This is a genomic window from Flavobacterium sp. UGB4466, assembly GCF_903469665.1.
Taxonomy (GTDB): Bacteria; Bacteroidota; Bacteroidia; order Flavobacteriales; family Flavobacteriaceae; genus Flavobacterium; species Flavobacterium lipolyticum.
The window spans coordinates 1-20,445 of sequence record NZ_CAGKLC010000033.1; the positions used below are offsets into that span (position 1 = coordinate 1).

At 33.6% G+C, this 20,445-nt stretch carries 18 protein-coding genes; 16 read left to right on the forward strand and 2 right to left on the reverse strand.

All coding sequences use genetic code 11. The annotated features are described in order from the left end of the window. From JO950_RS10370 to JO950_RS10395, 6 genes are all read left to right on the forward strand, one after another. A partial coding sequence (locus JO950_RS10370) for a helix-turn-helix domain-containing protein (RefSeq protein WP_237732333.1) occupies positions 1–1,768 on the forward strand: 1,768 nt, incomplete at its 5' end. A 122-nt stretch (positions 1,769–1,890) separates the two neighbouring features. Continuing rightward, complete coding sequence (locus JO950_RS10375) at positions 1,891–2,052, forward strand: hypothetical protein (RefSeq protein ID WP_202702571.1); 162 nt, start codon at positions 1,891–1,893, stop codon at positions 2,050–2,052. Between the two features lie 11 nt (positions 2,053–2,063). Then, a complete protein-coding gene (locus tag JO950_RS10380) occupies positions 2,064–3,740 on the forward strand; it encodes a S8 family serine peptidase (protein ID WP_202702572.1) in 1,677 nt (558 codons plus the stop codon). After that, positions 3,737–5,470 carry a S8 family serine peptidase gene (locus JO950_RS10385; protein WP_202702573.1) on the forward strand — a complete coding sequence of 578 codons (1,734 nt, stop codon included), beginning with the start codon at positions 3,737–3,739 and terminating at the stop codon, positions 5,468–5,470. Before JO950_RS10380 ends, JO950_RS10385 begins: the two co-directional genes overlap by 4 nt. Then, positions 5,467–7,665 carry a lantibiotic dehydratase family protein gene (locus JO950_RS10390; RefSeq protein ID WP_202702574.1) on the forward strand — a complete coding sequence of 733 codons (2,199 nt, stop codon included), beginning with the start codon at positions 5,467–5,469 and terminating at the stop codon, positions 7,663–7,665. The genes JO950_RS10385 and JO950_RS10390 overlap by 4 nt, the downstream gene beginning before the upstream one ends. A 2-nt stretch (positions 7,666–7,667) precedes the next feature. Next, positions 7,668–8,516, forward strand: a complete 849-nt coding sequence (locus JO950_RS10395; protein WP_202702575.1) for a thiopeptide-type bacteriocin biosynthesis protein — start codon at positions 7,668–7,670, stop codon at positions 8,514–8,516. A gap of 3 nt (positions 8,517–8,519) precedes the next feature. On the opposite strand, the gene JO950_RS10400 is transcribed toward JO950_RS10395, so the two are convergent. Continuing rightward, complete coding sequence (locus JO950_RS10400) at positions 8,520–10,121, reverse strand: Na+/H+ antiporter (protein ID WP_202702576.1); 1,602 nt, start codon at positions 10,119–10,121, stop codon at positions 8,520–8,522. A gap of 389 nt (positions 10,122–10,510) precedes the next feature. On the opposite strand from JO950_RS10400, the gene JO950_RS10405 reads away from it, so the two are divergent. Beyond that, a complete protein-coding gene (locus JO950_RS10405) occupies positions 10,511–12,859 on the forward strand; it encodes a mechanosensitive ion channel family protein (RefSeq protein WP_202702577.1) in 2,349 nt (782 codons plus the stop codon). Between the two features lie 131 nt (positions 12,860–12,990). Here JO950_RS10405 and JO950_RS10410 read toward each other — a convergent pair whose 3' ends face one another. Beyond that, complete coding sequence (locus JO950_RS10410; RefSeq protein WP_202702578.1) at positions 12,991–13,983, reverse strand: hypothetical protein; 993 nt, start codon at positions 13,981–13,983, stop codon at positions 12,991–12,993. A gap of 342 nt (positions 13,984–14,325) precedes the next feature. Here JO950_RS10410 and JO950_RS10415 point away from each other — a divergent pair, with 342 nt between their 5' ends. The 9 genes from JO950_RS10415 (at position 14,326) to JO950_RS10455 (ending at position 20,430) form a co-directional block, all read left to right on the forward strand. After that, positions 14,326–14,502 carry a hypothetical protein gene (locus JO950_RS10415; RefSeq protein ID WP_202702579.1) on the forward strand — a complete coding sequence of 59 codons (177 nt, stop codon included), beginning with the start codon at positions 14,326–14,328 and terminating at the stop codon, positions 14,500–14,502. A 59-nt stretch (positions 14,503–14,561) separates the two neighbouring features. Further along, complete coding sequence (locus JO950_RS10420) at positions 14,562–16,265, forward strand: tetratricopeptide repeat-containing sensor histidine kinase (RefSeq protein WP_202702580.1); 1,704 nt, start codon at positions 14,562–14,564, stop codon at positions 16,263–16,265. Between the two features lie 7 nt (positions 16,266–16,272). Continuing rightward, entirely contained in the window at positions 16,273–16,941 is a 669-nt protein-coding gene (locus JO950_RS10425; protein WP_202702581.1) for a response regulator, read from the forward strand. A 149-nt stretch (positions 16,942–17,090) separates the two neighbouring features. Beyond that, positions 17,091–17,297 carry a hypothetical protein gene (locus JO950_RS10430; protein ID WP_202702582.1) on the forward strand — a complete coding sequence of 69 codons (207 nt, stop codon included), beginning with the start codon at positions 17,091–17,093 and terminating at the stop codon, positions 17,295–17,297. 8 nt (positions 17,298–17,305) lie between these two features. Further along, positions 17,306–17,536, forward strand: a complete 231-nt coding sequence (locus JO950_RS22465) for a DUF4236 domain-containing protein (RefSeq protein WP_370528118.1) — start codon at positions 17,306–17,308, stop codon at positions 17,534–17,536. A gap of 2 nt (positions 17,537–17,538) precedes the next feature. Then, on the forward strand, positions 17,539–17,844 hold the full coding sequence (locus JO950_RS10440) for an excalibur calcium-binding domain-containing protein (RefSeq protein ID WP_237732334.1): 306 nt from the start codon (positions 17,539–17,541) through the stop codon (positions 17,842–17,844). A gap of 13 nt (positions 17,845–17,857) precedes the next feature. After that, entirely contained in the window at positions 17,858–18,253 is a 396-nt protein-coding gene (locus JO950_RS10445; protein ID WP_202702584.1) for a hypothetical protein, read from the forward strand. 3 nt (positions 18,254–18,256) lie between these two features. Beyond that, complete coding sequence (locus JO950_RS10450; protein ID WP_202702585.1) at positions 18,257–19,525, forward strand: ABC transporter permease; 1,269 nt, start codon at positions 18,257–18,259, stop codon at positions 19,523–19,525. Between the two features lie 5 nt (positions 19,526–19,530). After that, positions 19,531–20,430 carry a hypothetical protein gene (locus tag JO950_RS10455; RefSeq protein WP_202702586.1) on the forward strand — a complete coding sequence of 300 codons (900 nt, stop codon included), beginning with the start codon at positions 19,531–19,533 and terminating at the stop codon, positions 20,428–20,430. Positions 20,431–20,445: the final 15 nt, after the last annotated feature.

Below are 20,445 nucleotides of genomic sequence, written 5' to 3' on the forward strand. Positions count from 1 at the left end.
TTTAGCAATAAACTATACTTTTGTAAGAAATCAAATAGTTATGATTCCTTATATGCGCTACAATCTTAATTTTTTATTACTCTTTACTGCTCTCTTATGTGCACAAAATCCTAAAAAAGCCACAGTAGGACTTTCTTACAAAGAACTTAAAGACACATTTTGGAATAACGAAGGAAATAAAAAAAAGCAGTTCGAGTATGCTAATGCTTTTTATAACAAAGCAAAAAGCGAAAATAATCCCATTGAAAAAGCAAGAGGTGCTTATTTGATTTCATTAATATCAACTAACGAAGTAGCAATAAAATATTTAGACAGCTCCATTTCATACAGCAAAAATTTAAACGATTCAAAGTATCCTGCTTATGCTTATTCCAGCAAAGCCTATGTATTAAAGTCTCAGTCAAAATATAAAGAAGCTATCGATAATTTTTTGATTGCTGAACGTATTGCCAAAAGAAATAATCCTGATTTTTATTATAAAGTAAAGTTTTCGATAGCGGTTTTGAGATCTGAAGAATTAGGTGAAATAACCGAAGCTCTAAAACTATACAAAGAATGTTTTAATTATTATAAAGAAAAAGAGGTACGAGATCCAAAATACTCCTACTCCTATCAGGATGTTTTATTTGCATTAGCTGATGCATTCAAAGCCTTGAAACAATCAGATTCAGCAACTTACTATAATAAATTAGGATATCGGGAATCAAAACTCACCAAAGATTATGGGTATAATGCCCTTTTTGTGTTAAATGAAGGGGCTAATTTTGTAGAAAAGAAAATATACAAAACAGCTATAGACAGTATCAATAAAGCTTTACCACAAGTAATTTACGATAAAGACACAGGAAACACTTTAGCGGCTTATTATTATTTAGGTAAGGCCTATGATGGGTTAGGAAAAAAGGAGCTGGCCGTTGAAAATTTTGTAAAAGTAGATTCCATTTATGACAAAACAAAAAAAATTACGCCAGAGTTTACAAGTGGGTATCTTTATTTGATTTCTTACTTTAAAAACAAAAAAGATAAAGAAAATCAATTAAAGTACCTTACACAATACATGCATATTGACAGTGTTCTACAAACCAATTATAAAGAACTCACTAAAAAACTGCAAAAAGAATACGATACTCCCAATTTAATTTTAGAAAAAGAGAACCTGATACGATCACTTACCAACGATCAGACCAAATCGTATTGGAGTATTGGTTTATTATTTCTATTGGTAATTATCGCAATAAGTTTTGGAGCCTATCAGTATCGTATCAAAAAGAGACAGTCCTCTCAATTTGAAAAAATAATGGCCAAATCAACTGATAATGAGATACAAACCGTTGAAATGAATAAAAAAGAAATCAATACAGCTAAATCCGGAGTCGAAAATATTGGCATCAATGAAGAACTAGTTGAACAGATATTAAAAAAGCTAACTCACTTTGAACTAACCAAAGGATACTTATTATCAAACATTACCGTTCAGTCCTTATCTGATACTTTTGAAACGAATAGTAAATACGTATCTAAAGTAGTCAATACCTATAAGGAAAAAACTTTTATACAATATATTAATGATCTAAGAATCGAACATGCTTTAGAATCTTTAAAAGAAGATCCTAAATTACAGAAATACACCATTCAGGCATTAGCTATTGAGTTCGGTTTTAATAATGCGGAATCATTTTCAACTGCGTTTTATAAAAAAACCGGCATCAAACCGGTTTACTTTATCAAACAATTAGAAGAATTAAGAAAAAACACAACTACTTATTAATCAATATTAATCAGTAGATTTAATATCGAAATTCCTGAATTTCGATAAATAGTTTTTTGTATTAGACATTATCTTTTCTGACAAAATTTATATTTGCAGTACAACTATTAAAAAGAGCAAAAATGAAAATTGAGACAACTAAAAAAGATAGTAAAAAATTCGATTTAGAAAAAATGGAATTTGCAAAATTAAAGAATATGTATTTGATTATTGGCGGGGGTGACGATCCAGATACAGGTACAGGAACTAGTCGTCGTTGCGATCCTAAAAAAAAGCAAGATTAACCAAACTCATAATGAAATATATATATATCATCTGTTCTCTTTTTCTTATATTATCTGGATGTAAACCTTCAAAAATTACGATCAATTCGAAAAAACCAAAAGATTCGAAAGAAACTTGGTACACCAAAGATTATAAAATAGATACTGTACCTGGAATTTCGCTAGATAAATGGTACATTCAAAATAAAAAGAAACCTAAAAATACAGTTATCGTTGCTGTAATTGATACACAGATTGACAAGAATCATGAGGATTTGAAAGAAAAAATTTGGACAAATACAAAAGAAATACCCGACAATAACCTTGACGACGACCATAATGGATTCGTAGACGATACGCAGGGGTGGAATTTTGCTGCAAAAAAAGACAGTTATGTTGTTTGGGGAAATTTTGAATATATCAGGTTAATAAGAGAATTTAAAAACAAGTTCGAAAATAAGACAGAAAACAGCATTTCAAAAAGTGACTTATCTGATTATAAAGAATATTTTCGGGCGAAAAAAAAGTTGGAAGAAGAATTGAGTTATTATCAAAATAGATTAAAATCTTTAGAATATAGTACTAAAATTTTTCCCGTTGCGAAAGACAGCTTGAAACACTATTTTCCAAAAGAGGATTATACTTTTGAACAACTGGACAGTTTGTACAAGATTTATAAAATAAATGATAAAACCTTTCGCCAGCGAAGAGAAAATGATGACCGAGATCTGGGAGCAATGATTGGTTTTCTGATGTTTAGACTGGAGTCATATGAAACTACATTATCCGAGGTTATCGAGAGTAAAATACAAACCGATTCCATTGTTAATAAAAATCTGAATATCAATTTTGATGAAAGAAAGTTTATTGGAGACAATCCAAACATATTAGATAAAGGCTATGGTAGCAAGTATATAAGCATTTCTAAAGCAGGACACAGATCTTTTCAGGATCATAATACAAAAGTTTCAGGGATTATTGCCGCTGACAGAAACAACAATCTGGGAATTAAAGGGATTGCAGAAAATGTAAAAATTATGCCACTTACTATTTCTTATTCGGGAGATGAACACGATAAAGATATTGCAATGGCTATCTATTATGCTGTTGACAATGGTGCAAAAGTGATAAATATGTCTTTTATAAAAGAATTTTCGTTAAGGCAAAAATGGGTCACTGAAGCTTTTAAATATGCTGAAAAACATAATGTTTTACTGGTACATATTGCCGGAAATGACGCTTCTGATGTTGATAAAAATCCTGCTTATCCTAGTGATGTTAATTTTGATGGCACGCCTGAAATTTGTCATAACTTCATTAATGTAGGCTCCACAACAAATAAGTTAAATGAGAATTTTGTTTCTGTTTTTTCTAATTACGGTAAGTATAATGTTGATCTCTTTGCTCCCGGAAACGAAATTTACACCACTGCAGCTGGCAATACCTATAAATTTGATTCAGGGACTTCATTAGCAGCTCCAATGGTTTCAGGAACAGCAGCACTTATGTGGTCCTATTATCCTAAACTTACTGCTGCTGAGGTAAAACAAATTATACTAGATTCGGGAACGGCTTATGATATCGAAGTTATTGTTCCTGGTACAGAAGACAAAAAACTTCCTTTTTCACAATTGTCTAAATCAGGTAAGGTTTTAAATGTTTACAATGCTATGAAACTTGCTGAAAAAATCAGTAAAAACAAAAAATGAAGAAAAAGCAAATTGCTAGTGAGGGAACATTAGTAAAAGTATACCTTTTTTTGGGTTTACTATTATTTTTAATTGGCTGTAAAAGCAAACAAAATTTAAGTGCTTCTACAATTAATTCTATTAGAACAGAATTAACATCTTCAGAACTTAAAAACTGGTATCAAAAAGATTATGCTTTAGATGGAGTTCCCGGAATTTCACTAGATAAATGGTACAATCAAAATAAGAAGAATCCTAAAAATACAATTATCGTTGCTGTAATTGATACACAGATTGATAAAAATCATGAGGATTTAAAAGATAAAATTTGGTTTAATACAAAAGAAATTCCAGACAATGGAATAGATGACGACCATAATGGATACGTTGATGATGTAAACGGTTGGAATTTTACCTCAAATAAAAATGGGGATTATATTGTTTGGGGAAATTTTGAATATGTCAGACTGATTAGAGAATGGGGAAATTTATTCAAAAATAAAACCTTGGATCAAATTAAATCTGATGATTTGCCAAAATACAGAGAATATCTTAGAGCTTTAAAAATCTATGAAGGAGAAAAATCTGACTATCAAAATTGGTTACAAGCTTCAAAGTATAGCGTAAACATGTTTCCGATTGTAAAAGATAGCTTAAAACACTATTTCCCAAATGAAGATTATAGCTACAAGCAACTAGATAGTTTATATAAGATACATAAAATAAATGACAAAACCTTTAGACAAAGAAGAGTGGACGATGATCGGGATATAGGTGCAATGATCGGTTTTATGAAAACTAGATTTGAATATGGTGAAGAAACCCTTGAAAAGATGAAGGAAACGGAAAGGGAAGTTGATTCAGTTACAAATAAAAATTTAAACTTAGACTATAATGAAAGATTATTAATAGGAGATAATCCTAATGTACTTGAAAAAGGATATGGCTCCGGTCGTATTAGTATTCTTAAAAATGGCTTTAAGAATATCCAAGGGCATTCTACTAAAATATCAGGAATCATAGCTGCCAATAGAGATAATCATAAAGGCGTAAAAGGTTTTTCTCAAAATATTAAAATTATGCCTCTTGCTATTTCTTTTTCAGGAGATGAACATGACAAAGACATTGCTATGGCTATTTATTATGCAGTCGATAATGGAGCAAAAGTAATCAATATGTCATTCGGAAAAGAATTCTCTATCCATCAAAACTGGGTTTCAGATGCTTTTAAATACGCTGAAAAACGTAATGTGTTACTGGTCCATAGTTCAGGGAATAATTCTTTTGATACAGATAAAAATCCATATTACCCAAGTGACAGTAATTTTGAAGAAACTTCTGAAATTTGCAATAATTTTATAAATGTTGGTTCAATATCTTCACGATTAGACAGCACTTTCGTATCTAGTTTTTCAAATTATGGTAAAGTAAATGTGGATTTGTTCGCCCCTGGAGAAGAAATTTACACTACAGCCAAGAATAATGCCTACGAATCTGATTCAGGAACTTCATTGGCAGCCCCAATGGTTTCCGGAACAGCTGCATTAATATGGTCCTATTATCCTAAACTTACTGCTGCTGAGGTAAAACAAATTATACTAGATTCGGGAACGGCTTATGATATCGAAGTTATTGTTCCAGGTACAGAAGACAAAAAAGTTCCTTTTTCAGAATTGTCTAAATCAGGTAAGGTTTTAAATGTTTACAATGCTATGAAACTTGCTGAAAAAGTCAGCAAAAAGAAAAAATGACATCGAATTTCAAGATAGCATCCTTTGATGCTTATGTATTAAGAACTCCCTTATTTCCATTGTCTTTATACCTCAGCACAGTGGAAAATTATTCGGCTGAAAAAGCAAAACTACAATATCAAAATCCACTCATTCGGGAAGCTATTCATTTAGCTTCTCCGGATTTGACAAAAGAATTGGATAAATGGGTGAAAACCGATTCAAACCTGTCTGTTGAAAAGGCAAAAAAGTTAGAACTAACATTCTTAAAATATTTGGCCAGAATGTCCTCCAGGTGTACTCCTTTTGGACTTTTTTCGGGCTGTTCCGTGGGGAGAACAGCTGCTGAAACGAAAATTATTCTGGAAGATACAGACAGGTTTGAACGTTTTACTCAATTTGATATGCAATTCTGGGTAATGCTGCTTCAGGAAATTTCCAAAAAAAAGGAAGTAATTCCACATTTGAAATATTACCCTAACAATAGTATTTACAAAATTGGAGATTTTTATCGTTACATCGAATACAAAAGTATAGAGACAAAGCGGGAACACAGTATTTCGGCCTTACGAGTAGCTACCCTACTAACAGAACTGCTTGACTCCATACAACAAGGGATGACTGTTGAAGAAATGGTCACGTTTTTGTCGGATGACGAAGATGAAAAACAAGAAGCTCATGAATATGTTTTAAAACTTATTGATTTTCAGTTTTTGGTAAGTGAATTGGATGCTGTTGTTACAGGAATTGACAACGGGGAAAGGATTTTAGATGTTTTGAAAAAAATTCCGGCTCTGGAGAACGAATATCAAATGTTAGAAAAAATTCTGGAAGAGCTTCTTTCCTTAGATAAAAAACTTGTTCCTACTGAAAAGACCTATCAGAAAATTAAAAACAACATAAAACGTCTTGAAATTGACTTTGATGAAAAGTATCTTTTTCAAACCGATCTAAATTCAAGTACCTCAGTAAATACTTTAAACAAAAATGTTTCCCAAAAAGTATTAAGGGCCGTTGAGTTTTTGAATGGTATTCAAATGAAAGAGAAGTTTCAGAATCAGGAAAGTTTCAAAAAAGCATTTACACAAAGATACGAAAGCAGAGTAATGCCATTGACAACCGTTCTGGATACCGAAATTGGAATTGGTTATCTGCAGAATCAAGAAATGAATGACAATCATGAGGTTTTAGAGTTTCTTTCTCTTAAGTCTAAAGAAACGGAGAACCAAAACGAACTTTGGACATCTTATGATTATATTCTTCAGAAAAAGATACAAGAGTGCCTGATAAAAGGAGGGACAGAAATTTCGTTAACGGAGAAAGATTTTCCCAACTTCAATACTGATTTTAGTAACGCTCCGGCCACATTTTCTGTACTATTTGAAGTTTTAAATGAGGAAAAAATTGTAATTGAATCTTCCGGAAATGTAAGCGCAGCCAAACTATTAGGACGATTCTGCAACGGTAATGCATCCATCCATAAACTAACCAGGGAAATCATAGAAAAAGAAGAGGTTTTTCATGCCAATCGGATAATGGCAGAGGTGGTACATGTTCCTGAATCCAGAACGGGAAATATTTTACGCAGGCCTGTTTTACGAAAACATGAAATCAGCTATTTAGCAAAATCCGGAGTGCCCGAAAATGATACCATTCCTTTAAATGATCTGTGGATTTCTATAGAAAATGATACCATAATTCTGTTTTCTAAAAAGCACCAGAAAAAGATCATTCCCTGTTTGTCAAACGCTCATAATTTTGCTAAAAATTCGCTGCCACTTTATCATTTTTTATGTGATTTACAGTCTCAGCATACCAAACCGATTTATTCTTTTGATTGGGGAGTCTTAAGAAATCATTACACCTATTTTCCAAGAGTACTGTATCGCGATATCATTTTATCAAAAGCCAAGTGGATTGTAGTAAAAGAAGAAATTATGCCTTTTTCTAAAATGAACGATAAACAGCTTTTGGAAGATTTTTTAAAATGGCGTTCCCAAAGAAATATTCCCCGTTATGTCAATTGGGCTAATCATGACCATACACTTTTGTTTGATTTTGAAACCCAAATAGGAGTTGAACTATTTTTAAATTCAGTCAAAAATAAAGACAAAATCACTTTGGAAGAATTCCTGTTTACGAAAAAATCTGTCGTACAAAATCAAAACACAGCTGGTTATTGCAATCAATTTATACTATCATTTTACAAAGAATAAAAATGCAGAGAAATTCTTGTTTAGGCAGTCAGTGGTTGTATTATAAAATTTATACCGGTGTAAAAACAGCTGATTATATTTTAATTGAAAAATTAGCCCCTGTTATAACCTACTTAGAAAAAAAGAAAAAAATCCAAAAGTGGTTTTTTATTCGATATCGGGATCCTGAGGAACATCTGCGAATTCGTTTTTTAATAGACGACGCTGAAAATATGACCGCACTCATCAATTCATTTTATCCTATTTTTAAAGAACTTCTGGATGAAAATATAATTTGGAAAATCCAAACCGATACCTATCAAAGAGAAATTGAACGGTATGGTAAAAAGACCATCTATGATTCTGAATTTCTATTCTGGAAAGACAGTAAAATGATTTTAAGCTATCTGAGTCTGAAAACTTCTTTCCTGGCAAAAGAAACGTCTATTTGTTTTAGCCTTTTGATGGTTGATTCTTTCCTTAATTCGTTCAGGCTGTCAAATTCGGAAAAATTAACTTTAATGGATAAACTTCAAATTGCTTTTAAAGAAGAATTTGAAATAGGTAAAATTCAGAAAAAGGAAATGGATATCCATTACCGATCACTGTATCCGCAAATCAAACTTTTTCTGGAAGCTGAAAATCAGGATAATTTTCCTGAAATCTTTTCTATTGTCAATAGAAAATCAAATCTTATCGAGAAAAAGGTTTTTGAAATAATCGATAAAATTCAAATTCCCATAGATGATTTTTTATCGAGCCATATTCATATGATGATTAACAGGCAATATACTTCTAAACAAAGAACCTATGAGCTTGTTGTCTACGACCATTTGTATCGCTATTATAAAACTTTATGTTACAAAAAGTAAAAATCACTCTTCATACATCTCCATCCACAAACGGGTCTCTTCCAAATCCAGTTCCTTTTCAATTTTCCTGAAAATCTCTTCGTGAACAGAGCCTGTTTTGTGCATCAATTCGAGTTTATCACGTTCTATGTTTAAAAGATCGATCTGCAGTTTAGTAAAATCATTGAAAATCTCCCCTCCCAAAACTTTTCCTTTTCCGAAGAAATTGGCTGGGAGCTCCGTTTTTTGAAGACGATTGAATTTGACTTCATATTTACTTTTTATGTTGTGCAATAAATCATCGTTGAGTAACGAAAAATTATCCTCGATATGCGTTATGGTTTGCGAAACGATGGTATTTCGGATTTCATATTCTTCGGCAAGAATCGAATAGGGCTGCACTTTTAACTTTTTAATCAGCCACGGTAAAGTAAGTCCCTGAATGACCAAAGTGGAAAGTATCACACAAAATACCAAATAAATGATGAGGTTTCGCAAGGGGAATTCGGTTGTTTTATTCATCATTAACGGTAAAGCCAGCGCGGCCGCCATGGATACTACCCCTCGCATTCCGGACCAGCCGAAAATAATCATGTTGCGATAATCAAATTCTTCTTTCAGACGGATTCTTTTACTGAGCATTCTCGGAAGCAAAGTTGCCGGAACCACCCATAAAAACCGAACCAAAATCACCACTACACTTATCGAAGCCCCCCAAACAAACAAGGACCAACCGGAGTAATCTCCAATTCCGGTAATAATTTGTCTCAGCTGAAGTCCGATTAGGATAAAGATCAAACCATTTAAAATATTGGTCAAAACACTCCAAATCGTTCCGGCCATAATTCGGCTTTCATGCGTAAAAATAGTTCCGGATCGGGCTGACAAATAAAGTCCGGTAGCGACTACGGCCAAAACTCCCGAACATTCAAAATGCTCTGCTATTAAATAAGAGGCAAAAGGCGTTAGCAAAGTCAAAGTAGCTTCGATCACCTCATCACAGACAAATCTTTTGTGAATATAACACATGATATACCCCACAGCCAAACCGATTGCGATTCCCGCTACCGACATCACAACAAAGTTTAATCCAGCCTGCCATAGCACAAAATTACCGGCTGTAATGGCGGTTAATGCGTATTTGTACGCTACCAAACCGCTGGCATCATTCACCAGACTTTCCCCTTCTAGAATTGCAATAAACCTGGGATGTAAACCCAATCCTTTAGTAATGGAAGTCGCAGAAACGGCATCCGGCGGTGAAACTATCGCCCCCAAAAGAAAGGCTAAAGGCCAGGAAATATCATCAATGAGCATATGAGCTGCAAAGGCTACCGCTACTGTAGTAAAAAGTACTAAACCAACAGCTGCCAGAGTGATGGGACGAATTGTTTGTTTAAAATCGGACCAGCTTGTGTACCAGGCGGCGTGGTATAAAAGCGGTGGCAAGAAGATAATAAAAACCACCTCAGGGCTCAAAGCAATTACCGGAAGCCCGGGTATAATACTAATCACCACACCACAAAGCACCAGTACAATCGGAATTGGAAAGTTGTACTTTTTACTAACGAGACTCAAAAAAGCGACTCCAAATAGCAACATGATGATTACAGTAATATTTTCCATTTTCGAATTGTTTTGGTATTTCGGTTATACTACTACGAATATACTATTTTTAGATCTTTGGAAATTATTCAGCATACATTTTATGAAACACATAGAAACAGAGATTTAATTATTATTCGTGAAGACTATTCAAAAAAATCATGATTTTCACACATAGTTTATACTCTATAACGAAACTAAAAATCCCTGATATAACCTGCCTATGAGAATTTATGTTAAGTAAACGACTTTTTTAGCATTCTTAATCTATGTTTCTATGTGTTTAATAAATAAACACCATAAAACTTTATGTAAAACTGTTAGATCTCCTTTAACCAAATTTTATTGCATCCGACATTATAAATACTTTAAAAAAAATTACATTTGAACCTTAATTCATATCCCAAATTATGATCCTGAAAAGAAATTTCATCAGTGTAATCGCCTTACTGGCTGTCTTTATTAATACACCGATTGCCTATTCTCAAACTACTCCTCCAAAAGCAGAAACGAAATCAAAACTATTTGAAGAAACGACTACGGACAGTGACTATCTAATAGCAATCGAAAAAGCCGGAGAGGTTTTGGAATCTGCCCATAACGATACTGAATTTGATGGAAACAGCCATCGTTTGTTTAGTGAAATCAAAGGAACACAAAGTAAACTTGATCTAATCCTGGCCAGCTTAAAAGGTGCAAATCCAAACGTACGCAACCAACAAATGTATCGTATCGTACTCAAAGAAATTGAGCAGGAACTCAACGAACAAAATACAGCCATAAACTCGCGCAATCTGGCACTTGAAAAAATCAAAAACAGGGTAATTGATTTGCGCAAGGACAAAACTTTGATGGGACTTTTGAAAGATACTCTTCGACGCAAGCAATTTAAAAGTGAATTTGTGAATCTAAAAAGAAGATACCTGAGTACCGACAGTCTGATGACCAAAAATCAGGGGATTTTAAACCATAATAAACGATTAACCGTTGAACGAAAAATTGCCGTATCAAATGCCTTAATTACTGTAGAAAGCAAACTGGAAAAATCCGGAATCAGTATGCTTAAAAAAGAGTACCCAGTTTTATGGAGTACAAACGATTCTGTTGCAAAAAAGATCGTAGGCAAAAACATCAAAGCCAAAATAATAATTGAAGAAAACGTCGCAGAGTATTATTTAAGTTACCGAGCCGGCGGTTTAATTACACTGGTTTTACTGATGGGATTACTGGGCTGGTACATTTCCCGTAATTTAAAATACCTCAACAATAATGCACATGCTGAAAATCTGACTCAGTTTAATTTTAAATACTTAAATCGAGGAGTGGTGGTTCCAGTGGCTGTCATTGGTCTTAACATTGCCGTGGTAAGCAATCTATACGCTCCTGCCCTGTTTATTGAGTCAATTCAATTGGTTCTTCTGGGGCTTTTAACCGTGCTTTTCAAAAACAAATGGTCGGGTGTCGCGATGCGAAACTGGTTGTTTCTGTTAGTCTTATTTTTTATGTTATGCTTTCTGGATTTGTTTATCCCGGTTGGCTTTCTACAGCGCAGCGCCTTTATTGTGATTAATATTTTAGGAATACGATACGGTTTAGTACAAATTAAAACGTTAAAAGAACAGCTTTACATCAAAGGTTTTTTTAAATGGGCCACCATCATTTTTATCGGTTTAAATGTTTTATCCCTTATCGATAATCTTTTGGGAAGAGTCTCTCTTGCGAATATGTTAAGCCTAACCGCCTTTATATCACTCACGCAAATTGTAGCACTCAGCGTACTCTTAAAAATCGTATTAGAAATCATTCTTTTGCAAATTTATACCACCCGAATTAAGCGTGGTATCGAAAAGATTTTTGATCATGAAAGTCTGTCCGATACGCTAAAAAGACCATTCATTATTGTAATCAGTTATATGTGGATTGTGGTCATCGCAGCCAATTTAAACATTTGGGAATCTTTGCGTACCGGTTTGGGTTCACTACTAAGTCATCCAAATACGATTGGAAGTATCACTTTTACTCTCGGGAATATAGTGTTGTTCTTTATCATTATTTGGGTTGCTCATTTACTACAAAACTATGTGGCTTATTTCTTTGGAGAAGTTGACGATGAAAACGAAGAAACCATCAATAAAAGACAGCATTCTAAATTACTCATCACAAGACTTGTCGTTTTAATAAGTGGTTATCTTTTAGCTGTAGCTGCTTCAGGAATGCCACTGGACAAACTAAGCATCTTACTGGGAGCCTTGGGTGTCGGTGTGGGTCTTGGACTTCAGAATGTGGTTAACAACTTTGTTTCGGGTATTATTTTAATTTTTGACAAACCAATCCAGATTGGAGACGTCATCGACATTAGTTCCGAATCCGGCCGGGTAAAATCCATGGGATTGCGTACCACTAAAATCAATTCCTCAAACGGTGCCGAAATCATTATCCCAAATGGTAACTTATTGTCACAAAATATTACCAACTGGACGTATACTGATAATTTTAAACTCGTTGAAATTACAGCCGAAGTTACCGGTGATGTTCTTCCCGAAGCAATCAATGCTATTATTCTGGAGTCTCTTGAAAGCATGGCATTGGTCAATACTACAAAAGTTCCTCAGATTTATTACAGTTCTATCTCAGATGGAAAATTCAAATTGCAGATAAAATTCTGGTGCAGCATTTACCGTACAGAAGAAACGATCAGCAATGCAAGACAGGTTCTTTTCAGTAATTTTAAAGAAAAAGGGTTAACATTGTCTACCTAAATATACTCCAACTTTTCAAATTCAAATGCATAAAAAAAACGGAAATGACTTTTTAAAGTTATTTCCGTTTTTGCTTTTCTCCTTAAAAAAATAAAAAATCAGTCTGAACTATTTTAGATCCGGCTTTAAAATTACTTTCCGGTGTCACTTCTTACATACTTATTCAAAATATAACGTGTTACCGGTCTCAACGGACTATTATTCTCCGGATGTCTGCCGTGCGCATCAAAAAAATCAACTCCATTTGCCGTCTTAGCATACCATATAATCGCTACTCCATTTTTATCAAAATAAGTGGTCGTATCACAAACCTTAATCTTTTTAAGATGGACAAGCGTTGGGTCTAATATTTCAATATTTGCAGACTTAACCAGGCCTTGTATTTTTAGATCACAATCTACCATTTCATAATGATCCCCTGACCACTGCATACATTCTTTATCAGGAAAAGCATAATGACTGATCAAAAATCCGCACAAAAAAATAATGACAGTAATAGAAATCGTCCTCAAGACTCTTTTGGAAAACTTATAACAAATCTTTTCTATAAAACTCTTAAACAAATAGATTGCTATTGCTCCCTCTGATTTCTTTTGTACTAATACCAATTCAGTGTTTTTATCTACACCACTTTCATTCTTTTCTCCTTTTTCATCAGGATCTGACTGAGGCAGATTACAACCTCTCATTATTTCTTCTACATCACTTGATGGCTCTCCATTATTAGAATCATTAACAGGTTCTTTACCCTCATTCCTTAAACTTCTATTAAATTTTTGATAAGGTCTTAATTCGAACCCTACCAAGATCCCTGCTAGATTTACAGTATCTATTTTTGCTGGTTCTTTTTCTCTTTTTAAAAAATCTCCAACCTTTTTAAACTTATCAGTATAACTAGTGGAAGTATTCTCATTATTTGGGTCAAAGTTAAATTTGAAAAAATTATAATATATCGCTAAATCATCTGAGTTGATAATATCAGATTTAAAAATCCTCCAACATAAATCTCTCAAACTAGCTTGTGAAGGGTTACTCAAATAATCGGAGTAAATCCCATCATCTTTCTCTCTTTCAAATTTAATTCTAATTGCTTCTTTATAATCATTTGGTGTATTGTTTGGCATAGGCTTTTGTTTTTTTGGAATTTTCTATGACTTTTTAGGATTTTTTAGGATTTGAAAAAACTTATTAAGAGTTCCCGGAATTCCGTATCAATACAGGCTTACAAGCGTCGTTACTTTGCCTTCAGAATCAGTTAACGTTTTGATCTGCAGGTCAAAAACAAAAGTACTAAACTAGTTCAATTAAAAAGTGCGGAAAACCGTAAAACGGAGTTTATCCCGGGAAGTATAAATGAAAATTTTACGGCCTACGCACTTCACTTCCCACCAAAATTGGCATTGCCCAAACATGATTCAGAATAGTTCTGAACAGGCACGCCTATAACCAATCTAAAAAATTTCGACATGAAAAAGATATTATTTTGGGGAGCTTGTACCCTATTGACAACTATGTTATACTCTTGCACCGCTGACGAATACGATACAGCAAAAACAAATGACAAACCTGCAGTACCTGCATATGCTGACGGTCCCGGAGATCAACCCATAACGGTTCCGCCACCGCCGCCACCAACAAAATAATAGTAAATTAGATTATTACATTTACAATTAATTAGTATTTTTAGGGGAAAGTAACTTTTATGGTACGATCCCCTTTTTTTTATTTTTTATTTTTCCTGCTGCTTCTTTCCTGCAAAGAAAAAACCGTCGATACTGTTGATACTACCTCAACTAAAAAAGAGGCCAGAGGGTATCTCAGTAAAGGGATGGAGAATTTTCAGAATAAAAAATTTAATACTGCATTCTACCAATACAATAAAGCAAAAATAGCCTGCGAAACCTTAAAAGACAGTGCCAATATTGTGTACAGCCTGATTCAGATGGCTAATATACAGCAGATCAACGGAGATTATTACGGCAGCAAAGAAACCTTAACCGAAGCACTGCCTTATCTCAAAAAGAAAGATGTGTATAGTGCTGCCATTAATAATTTATTTGGCATTGCTGACAAAGAACTCTCTATCTATAATGACGCTATTTTCTTCTATAAAGAAGCTTTAAAAGACTGTACCGATGATTCGTCCAGACAATCTCCTTTAAATAATATTGCCGTTGTTTACATTCAGCAGAAAAAATATACTGAAGCAATCAATATCTTAAACACCATATTGGATAAAAAACTCTTAGATAAGGAACCTCCTAAAAAAGCAAGGGTTTTAGACAATCTGGGTTATGCCTATTTTAAAATGGGTGAGACGGAAAAGGGATACTCCCTGATGAACGAAGGGCATAAAATGAGAACTCAGAGCGAAGATTTCTACGGAAGTATCGAAAGTAATCTACATTTAGCCGAATTTTATTCCAAATCAAATTCCCAAAAATCTAACCAATATGCTCAGGCAGCCTATCAGCTTGCAACACATTTCAATAGTGTTGATGAACGCTTAAAGGCTTTGTCCTTGTTAATGTCTAATGATTCCGGAATTAAAAACGTACAGTATGCCCAAAAGTTCATTTTCTTAAACGACAGTATTATTAAGATCCGAAACAATTTTAAAAATAAGTTTGCCAAAATTAAGTACGATTCTAAAAAAGAGAAAGATGAAAATCAGAAACTTCGTTTAGAAAGAGCCGAGAACTTACTTTCAATTCAGGAAGCCAAATACCAAAGAGCGTTTTTTATAATAGGAATCGCTGCTTTGTGTCTTTTATTATTGTATTTGAGAAAATTTTATCAAAACCGAAACCGAATCGAAAAATTAACAGCGGCATACGATACCGAAACCCGGATTGCCAAAGACATTCATGACGAATTGGCAAATGATGTTTTTAATACCATCACCTTTACGCAAACACAGTCCCTGGAAAGTACCCATATAAAAGACAATTTAATTCAGAAACTGGATCAGATCTACAATCGGGTTCGTGGAATTTCAAGAGAAAATAATGAAATTGATACGAAAGCCAATTATGCGGTTAACTTAAAAGAAATGCTTTCGACATATAACAGCCCCAGTACCAATGTCATTATTAATAATATTGAAAAAGTAAACTGGGATTTAGTTGATGATATCAAAAAAGTTGCTGTACATAGGGTTCTACAAGAATTAATGGTCAATATGAAAAAGCACAGCGAGGCATTAGTAGTCGTTTTGAAATTTGAAAATACTGCCAACAAAATACTTATTGAATACTCTGACAATGGCAAAGGTTGTGAAAAAGATAAAATAATCAAAAATGGCCTTCAAAATATGGAAAACCGTATTCTGGCCACAAAAGGAACTATTACTTTTGACACTGAACCCCACAAAGGTTTTAAAGTAAAAATAACACTGCCTAAATAAATAACTTATGTTTAAAAAAGTACTAGTTGCCGAAGATCTTGATACTATGAATTTAGGAATTGAACAAGTCCTGAAGGATTTAAATATCAACCATTTTCAACAATCAAAATATTGTGATGAAGCCTTTCTAAAAATGCGCAAAGCCATTCAGGATGATGAGCCTTATGATTTGCTTATTAGTGATCTTTCCTTCAAGACAGATCATCGCGAAGTAAAAATTGCTAACGGAGATGAACTGGTTCAAAAAGTACGAGAATTACAGCCCAACATTAAGATCATTGCGTATTCGGTCGAAGATAAAAGCTACCGCATTAAATCCCTTTTTGAAAATGCAAAAATAGATGCTTTTGTAGCAAAAGGTCTGAATAGCATCGAAGAACTAAAAAAAGCGATTCACATCATCTCGACCACAGATCAAAAGTTTATTTCACCCGAAGTCGCTTCTGCACTTCAGGAAAAAAGCAACTTCGAAATTGATGATGTCGATATTAAAATTCTGAAATACTTATCAGCCGGAACTTCACAGGATGAAATCATAGAAATTTTTAAAAGCACCGATATTAAACCCAATAGTAAAAGTGCCGTAGAAAAAAGATTGTCAAAACTTAAAGACTTTTTTAAGGCAAATAATACGATTCATTTGGTTACCATTACCAAAGACATGGGAATTATCTAAAAGTTTCTTCTACTCACTATACTATCAAAGCTCCTTCAGGGGCTTTTTTTATGGCCTGAATATAAATTTAATGGATTATGGATTTCCGTAAAATACTGGTTTCAAATAGATTTAAGTTTGAATTATAAATCCATTTAAACTCAAAAACAATGAAAACTTATTACGTAAATGACACAGAACAAAAGAGCGGAGATCACGAAGTTCATACTGATGAATGTCCTTATTTTAAATCAATTGCAAGCAAAACATTCCTAGGCATTTTTTCAAACTGCAAAGATGCCGTTGGCCAATCCAAAAAAATTTATCCCAACTCTGACGGTTGTGCCTATTGCTGTCGTGAATGTCACAAAAGATAATTTTCATCATGGGCTTTCGATTTCAAAAAAGAATAAAACTAGGAGGAGGTTTTGGCTTAAACTTAAGCAGATCCGGAATTTCTCCCAGTTTAAGAACTAAAATGGGAACATTCAGCAAAAGTGGTTATTCTGTGAAGACCGGAATATCAGGACTACGATATCAAAATAGCGGATGCATTACACTAATTGCATTTACGGGAATTATATCATTTTTAATTTTTACAATAAAACATTTATAATTATGGGATACAGAAAAGGTTACTTTAAAAAAGACGGGACATATGTCCAAGCGCATTTTACCAATACAAGATCAAGATCTTATTCAAAAAAGAATAGCGGCTGTATGTTACTATTACTTATCACAATGACATTCGGATTGGCTGTTTCTTGTTCAGAATCATCGGATTCAAACTCAAACTGTCCAACCAAAACTTGTGGTGATTTTACCACTCAGGCTCAGGCTCAGGCTACTTATGACAGTAACAGAAACTGCTACAAAAACCTCGATCGGGACGGTAACGGTAAAGCTTGCGAATCTTTAAAATAAACCATGATAAACGATGATAACACTAGAACTTAAAAGCCACTTTTTGAGATTGTATCAAATGGCATTATCCGACGATCAGTTTGACGTATTAGAACTGCAAATGTTATATCACTTTGCAGACGAACGCGGAATTCCCAGAGAGGAATTAGACAAACTTTTTCTAAATCCAATTAACACAGAATTAATTATTCCTGAAGAAGTAAGTACCAGAATAGAGTATCTGTATGATTTTACAAGAATCATTTGGGCCGATGGAAAAGTCACTGAAGACGAACTTAATATGCTCAAAAAATACTGTAGGAAATTTAATTTTCGGGACGAAAACATTAATGAACTCTCCGATTATCTCATTGATTGTGTTCAAAAAAACATCGGAAAACAAGAAATTATTAATCAGCTAAATTCATAACTAATGAAATCACTTACACAACTATTTAGTTTAAAAAAAGCAGACGATACTCAGGCAAATACTCTTGAGGAAAATGAAAATGATCGCGAGCAAATTAGAATAACCTACTATCAAAGTGGGTTTGCGGCCTCTATAAAAGCGACGGGAAAACCAATTGTTCTAAAAGCCTGTTTACAAAATTTGTATATGAGTTTTGAAGACCAGTGCCGAAAACAAAAGCTGGAGCAAGACCGATTAAAGCAGCCTTACAAAGAAGAACAGGAAAAAAACCGAACCGAACTCAAAAAGTCAGAAGCGGCCATTGGTATTTATGAAAAAAAAGAGCAGGATATCAATGACGAAATCGATCAGATAAAAGAGGAAATAATCGAAGTAAAACGCAATCCTGATAAATACGGAATTGAAGATGGAAAAGGCCTTAAAGCCCAATTCTATATTGGTTTGTTTCTATTACTTCCAATTACACTTTATGTACTGGTGTTTTATATTTCGGCATCCTACTCTGCTTTTTTCAAAGAGTTTGCCAATGATAGTCTCACGGCTGCTATTTTTGATGCAAACGCTTTAACCAATTCTTTTGAAGCAAGCTGGCTCGAAGGTGTTTTGGTCATTACCATTCCCTTTGTTTTTATGGGATTAGGATATGTAATTCATATGGTACAAAAAGGAAAAGGTATAAAAAACATTTTAAGAATGATTGCTTTATTTGTCACCACCTTTTTATTTGATGCCTTACTGGCCTATCAGATTGAGAAAAAAATATATGAATTTAATAAAACTACAGATTCCGCTCCTTACAACCTGAACATTGCATTAGGTGAAGCTGAATTTTGGATGATCATCTTTGCCGGATTTGTAGTCTATATCATCTGGGGACTTGTTTTTGATTTTGTCATGAAAGAATTTGAAAACATTGACAAAATCAGAGCTTTCATCAGAGGTAAAAAGGAGAACCTTCTCGATTTAGACAAACTAAAAGCAGAATACCTCAACAAAATCAATGATTTCAAACAACAGAATGTTACCATCAACGGAAAAATTTCAGAATTACAATCTAAAATAGATGGTTTTGTGTTTCCTGTAAAAGAATATCTTCATTATCATCATCAATACAAAGAAGGATGGTTTCAGGCTATTAGTACTGAAATAGCACTTCCCTACAACGAAAAAAGTGAATTATTACAGAACTGCGAACTTTCCTCTGAAGAACACTTAAACAGATTAAACCTGGTTGACCCTGATTTTCAACAATTAGTCTATTCTAAAAACTAATAACGATGAAAAATAGTCTCAACTTAATGGCAATTTTTTTATTGCTTATTTCGATTATCTCCTGCAAACAGGAATCTGATAAAGGCGAAAAGGATACCTCATCCAAAAATACCGTATCAGAAAACTATAATATCAGTATCCTTCTTGATTTATCAGACAGAATCAGTCTGGAGAAAAATCCAAATCCAACAATGGAATATTTTCAAAGAGATCTGGGGTATATAAAATCTGTATCTGAAGCTTTTACACAACATTTAAAATCTAAGAGAATAAGGCAGATTGACGATAAAATGCAACTGTTTTTCAATCCTGAACCTCTGGATCCTGAAATCAATACAACTGCTAAAAATTTGAGAATTGTTATGGATAAAAATAATGCTTCTAAAAACTTATTGAATTCCATCAATACAAATTATACAGCACAAACATCTAAAATCTATAATTCCGCCATAAAAGACAATCATTTTATTGGTTCAGATATTTGGAACTTTCTTGATACCAAAGTAAAAGATCAATGTATCAAAAACGAATATAGAAACATATTAATTGTATTGACCGATGGCTATATGTATCATGAAAACACTGTAATAGCCGAAGGAAACAGAACCACTTATATTACACCTGAATTCATCCGAAAAAACAAATTAAACACGAAAGACTGGGATAAAAAATTACACGAACAAGATTATGGTTTTATTAAAATAGGAGAAAGTTTACCCAATCTCGAAATACTGGTTCTAGGAATTAATCCGGGCAAAAATAATCCATACGAAGAAAAAGTGCTTAAAGCCTACTGGACAAAATGGTTCACTGAAATGAAAGTAAACCGTTTTGAAATCAAGAATGCTGATTTGCCTTCCAACATGGATCAGATCATTAAAAACTTTATTCTGAACAAATCGTAAATCAACAAAACTAAA

Excerpts from the sequence above, each read along its gene's own strand:
- JO950_RS22465 (WP_370528118.1), top strand. The coding sequence starts at position 17,306 with ATGGGCTTTCGATTTCAAAAAAGAATAAAACTAGGAGGAGGTTTTGGC.
- JO950_RS10395 (WP_202702575.1), top strand. The coding sequence starts at position 7,668 with ATGCAGAGAAATTCTTGTTTAGGCAGTCAGTGGTTGTATTATAAAATT.
- JO950_RS10375 (WP_202702571.1), top strand. The coding sequence starts at position 1,891 with ATGAAAATTGAGACAACTAAAAAAGATAGTAAAAAATTCGATTTAGAA.
- JO950_RS10400 (WP_202702576.1), bottom strand. The coding sequence starts at position 10,121 with ATGGAAAATATTACTGTAATCATCATGTTGCTATTTGGAGTCGCTTTT.
- JO950_RS10410 (WP_202702578.1), bottom strand. The coding sequence starts at position 13,983 with ATGCCAAACAATACACCAAATGATTATAAAGAAGCAATTAGAATTAAA.
- JO950_RS10430 (WP_202702582.1), top strand. The coding sequence starts at position 17,091 with ATGAAAACTTATTACGTAAATGACACAGAACAAAAGAGCGGAGATCAC.
- JO950_RS10425 (WP_202702581.1), top strand. The coding sequence starts at position 16,273 with ATGTTTAAAAAAGTACTAGTTGCCGAAGATCTTGATACTATGAATTTA.
- JO950_RS10450 (WP_202702585.1), top strand. The coding sequence starts at position 18,257 with ATGAAATCACTTACACAACTATTTAGTTTAAAAAAAGCAGACGATACT.
- JO950_RS10385 (WP_202702573.1), top strand. The coding sequence starts at position 3,737 with ATGAAGAAAAAGCAAATTGCTAGTGAGGGAACATTAGTAAAAGTATAC.
- JO950_RS10405 (WP_202702577.1), top strand. The coding sequence starts at position 10,511 with ATGATCCTGAAAAGAAATTTCATCAGTGTAATCGCCTTACTGGCTGTC.
- JO950_RS10415 (WP_202702579.1), top strand. The coding sequence starts at position 14,326 with ATGAAAAAGATATTATTTTGGGGAGCTTGTACCCTATTGACAACTATG.
- JO950_RS10380 (WP_202702572.1), top strand. The coding sequence starts at position 2,064 with ATGAAATATATATATATCATCTGTTCTCTTTTTCTTATATTATCTGGA.
- JO950_RS10390 (WP_202702574.1), top strand. The coding sequence starts at position 5,467 with ATGACATCGAATTTCAAGATAGCATCCTTTGATGCTTATGTATTAAGA.
- JO950_RS10440 (WP_237732334.1), top strand. The coding sequence starts at position 17,539 with ATGGGATACAGAAAAGGTTACTTTAAAAAAGACGGGACATATGTCCAA.
- JO950_RS10455 (WP_202702586.1), top strand. The coding sequence starts at position 19,531 with ATGAAAAATAGTCTCAACTTAATGGCAATTTTTTTATTGCTTATTTCG.
- JO950_RS10420 (WP_202702580.1), top strand. The coding sequence starts at position 14,562 with ATGGTACGATCCCCTTTTTTTTATTTTTTATTTTTCCTGCTGCTTCTT.
- JO950_RS10445 (WP_202702584.1), top strand. The coding sequence starts at position 17,858 with ATGATAACACTAGAACTTAAAAGCCACTTTTTGAGATTGTATCAAATG.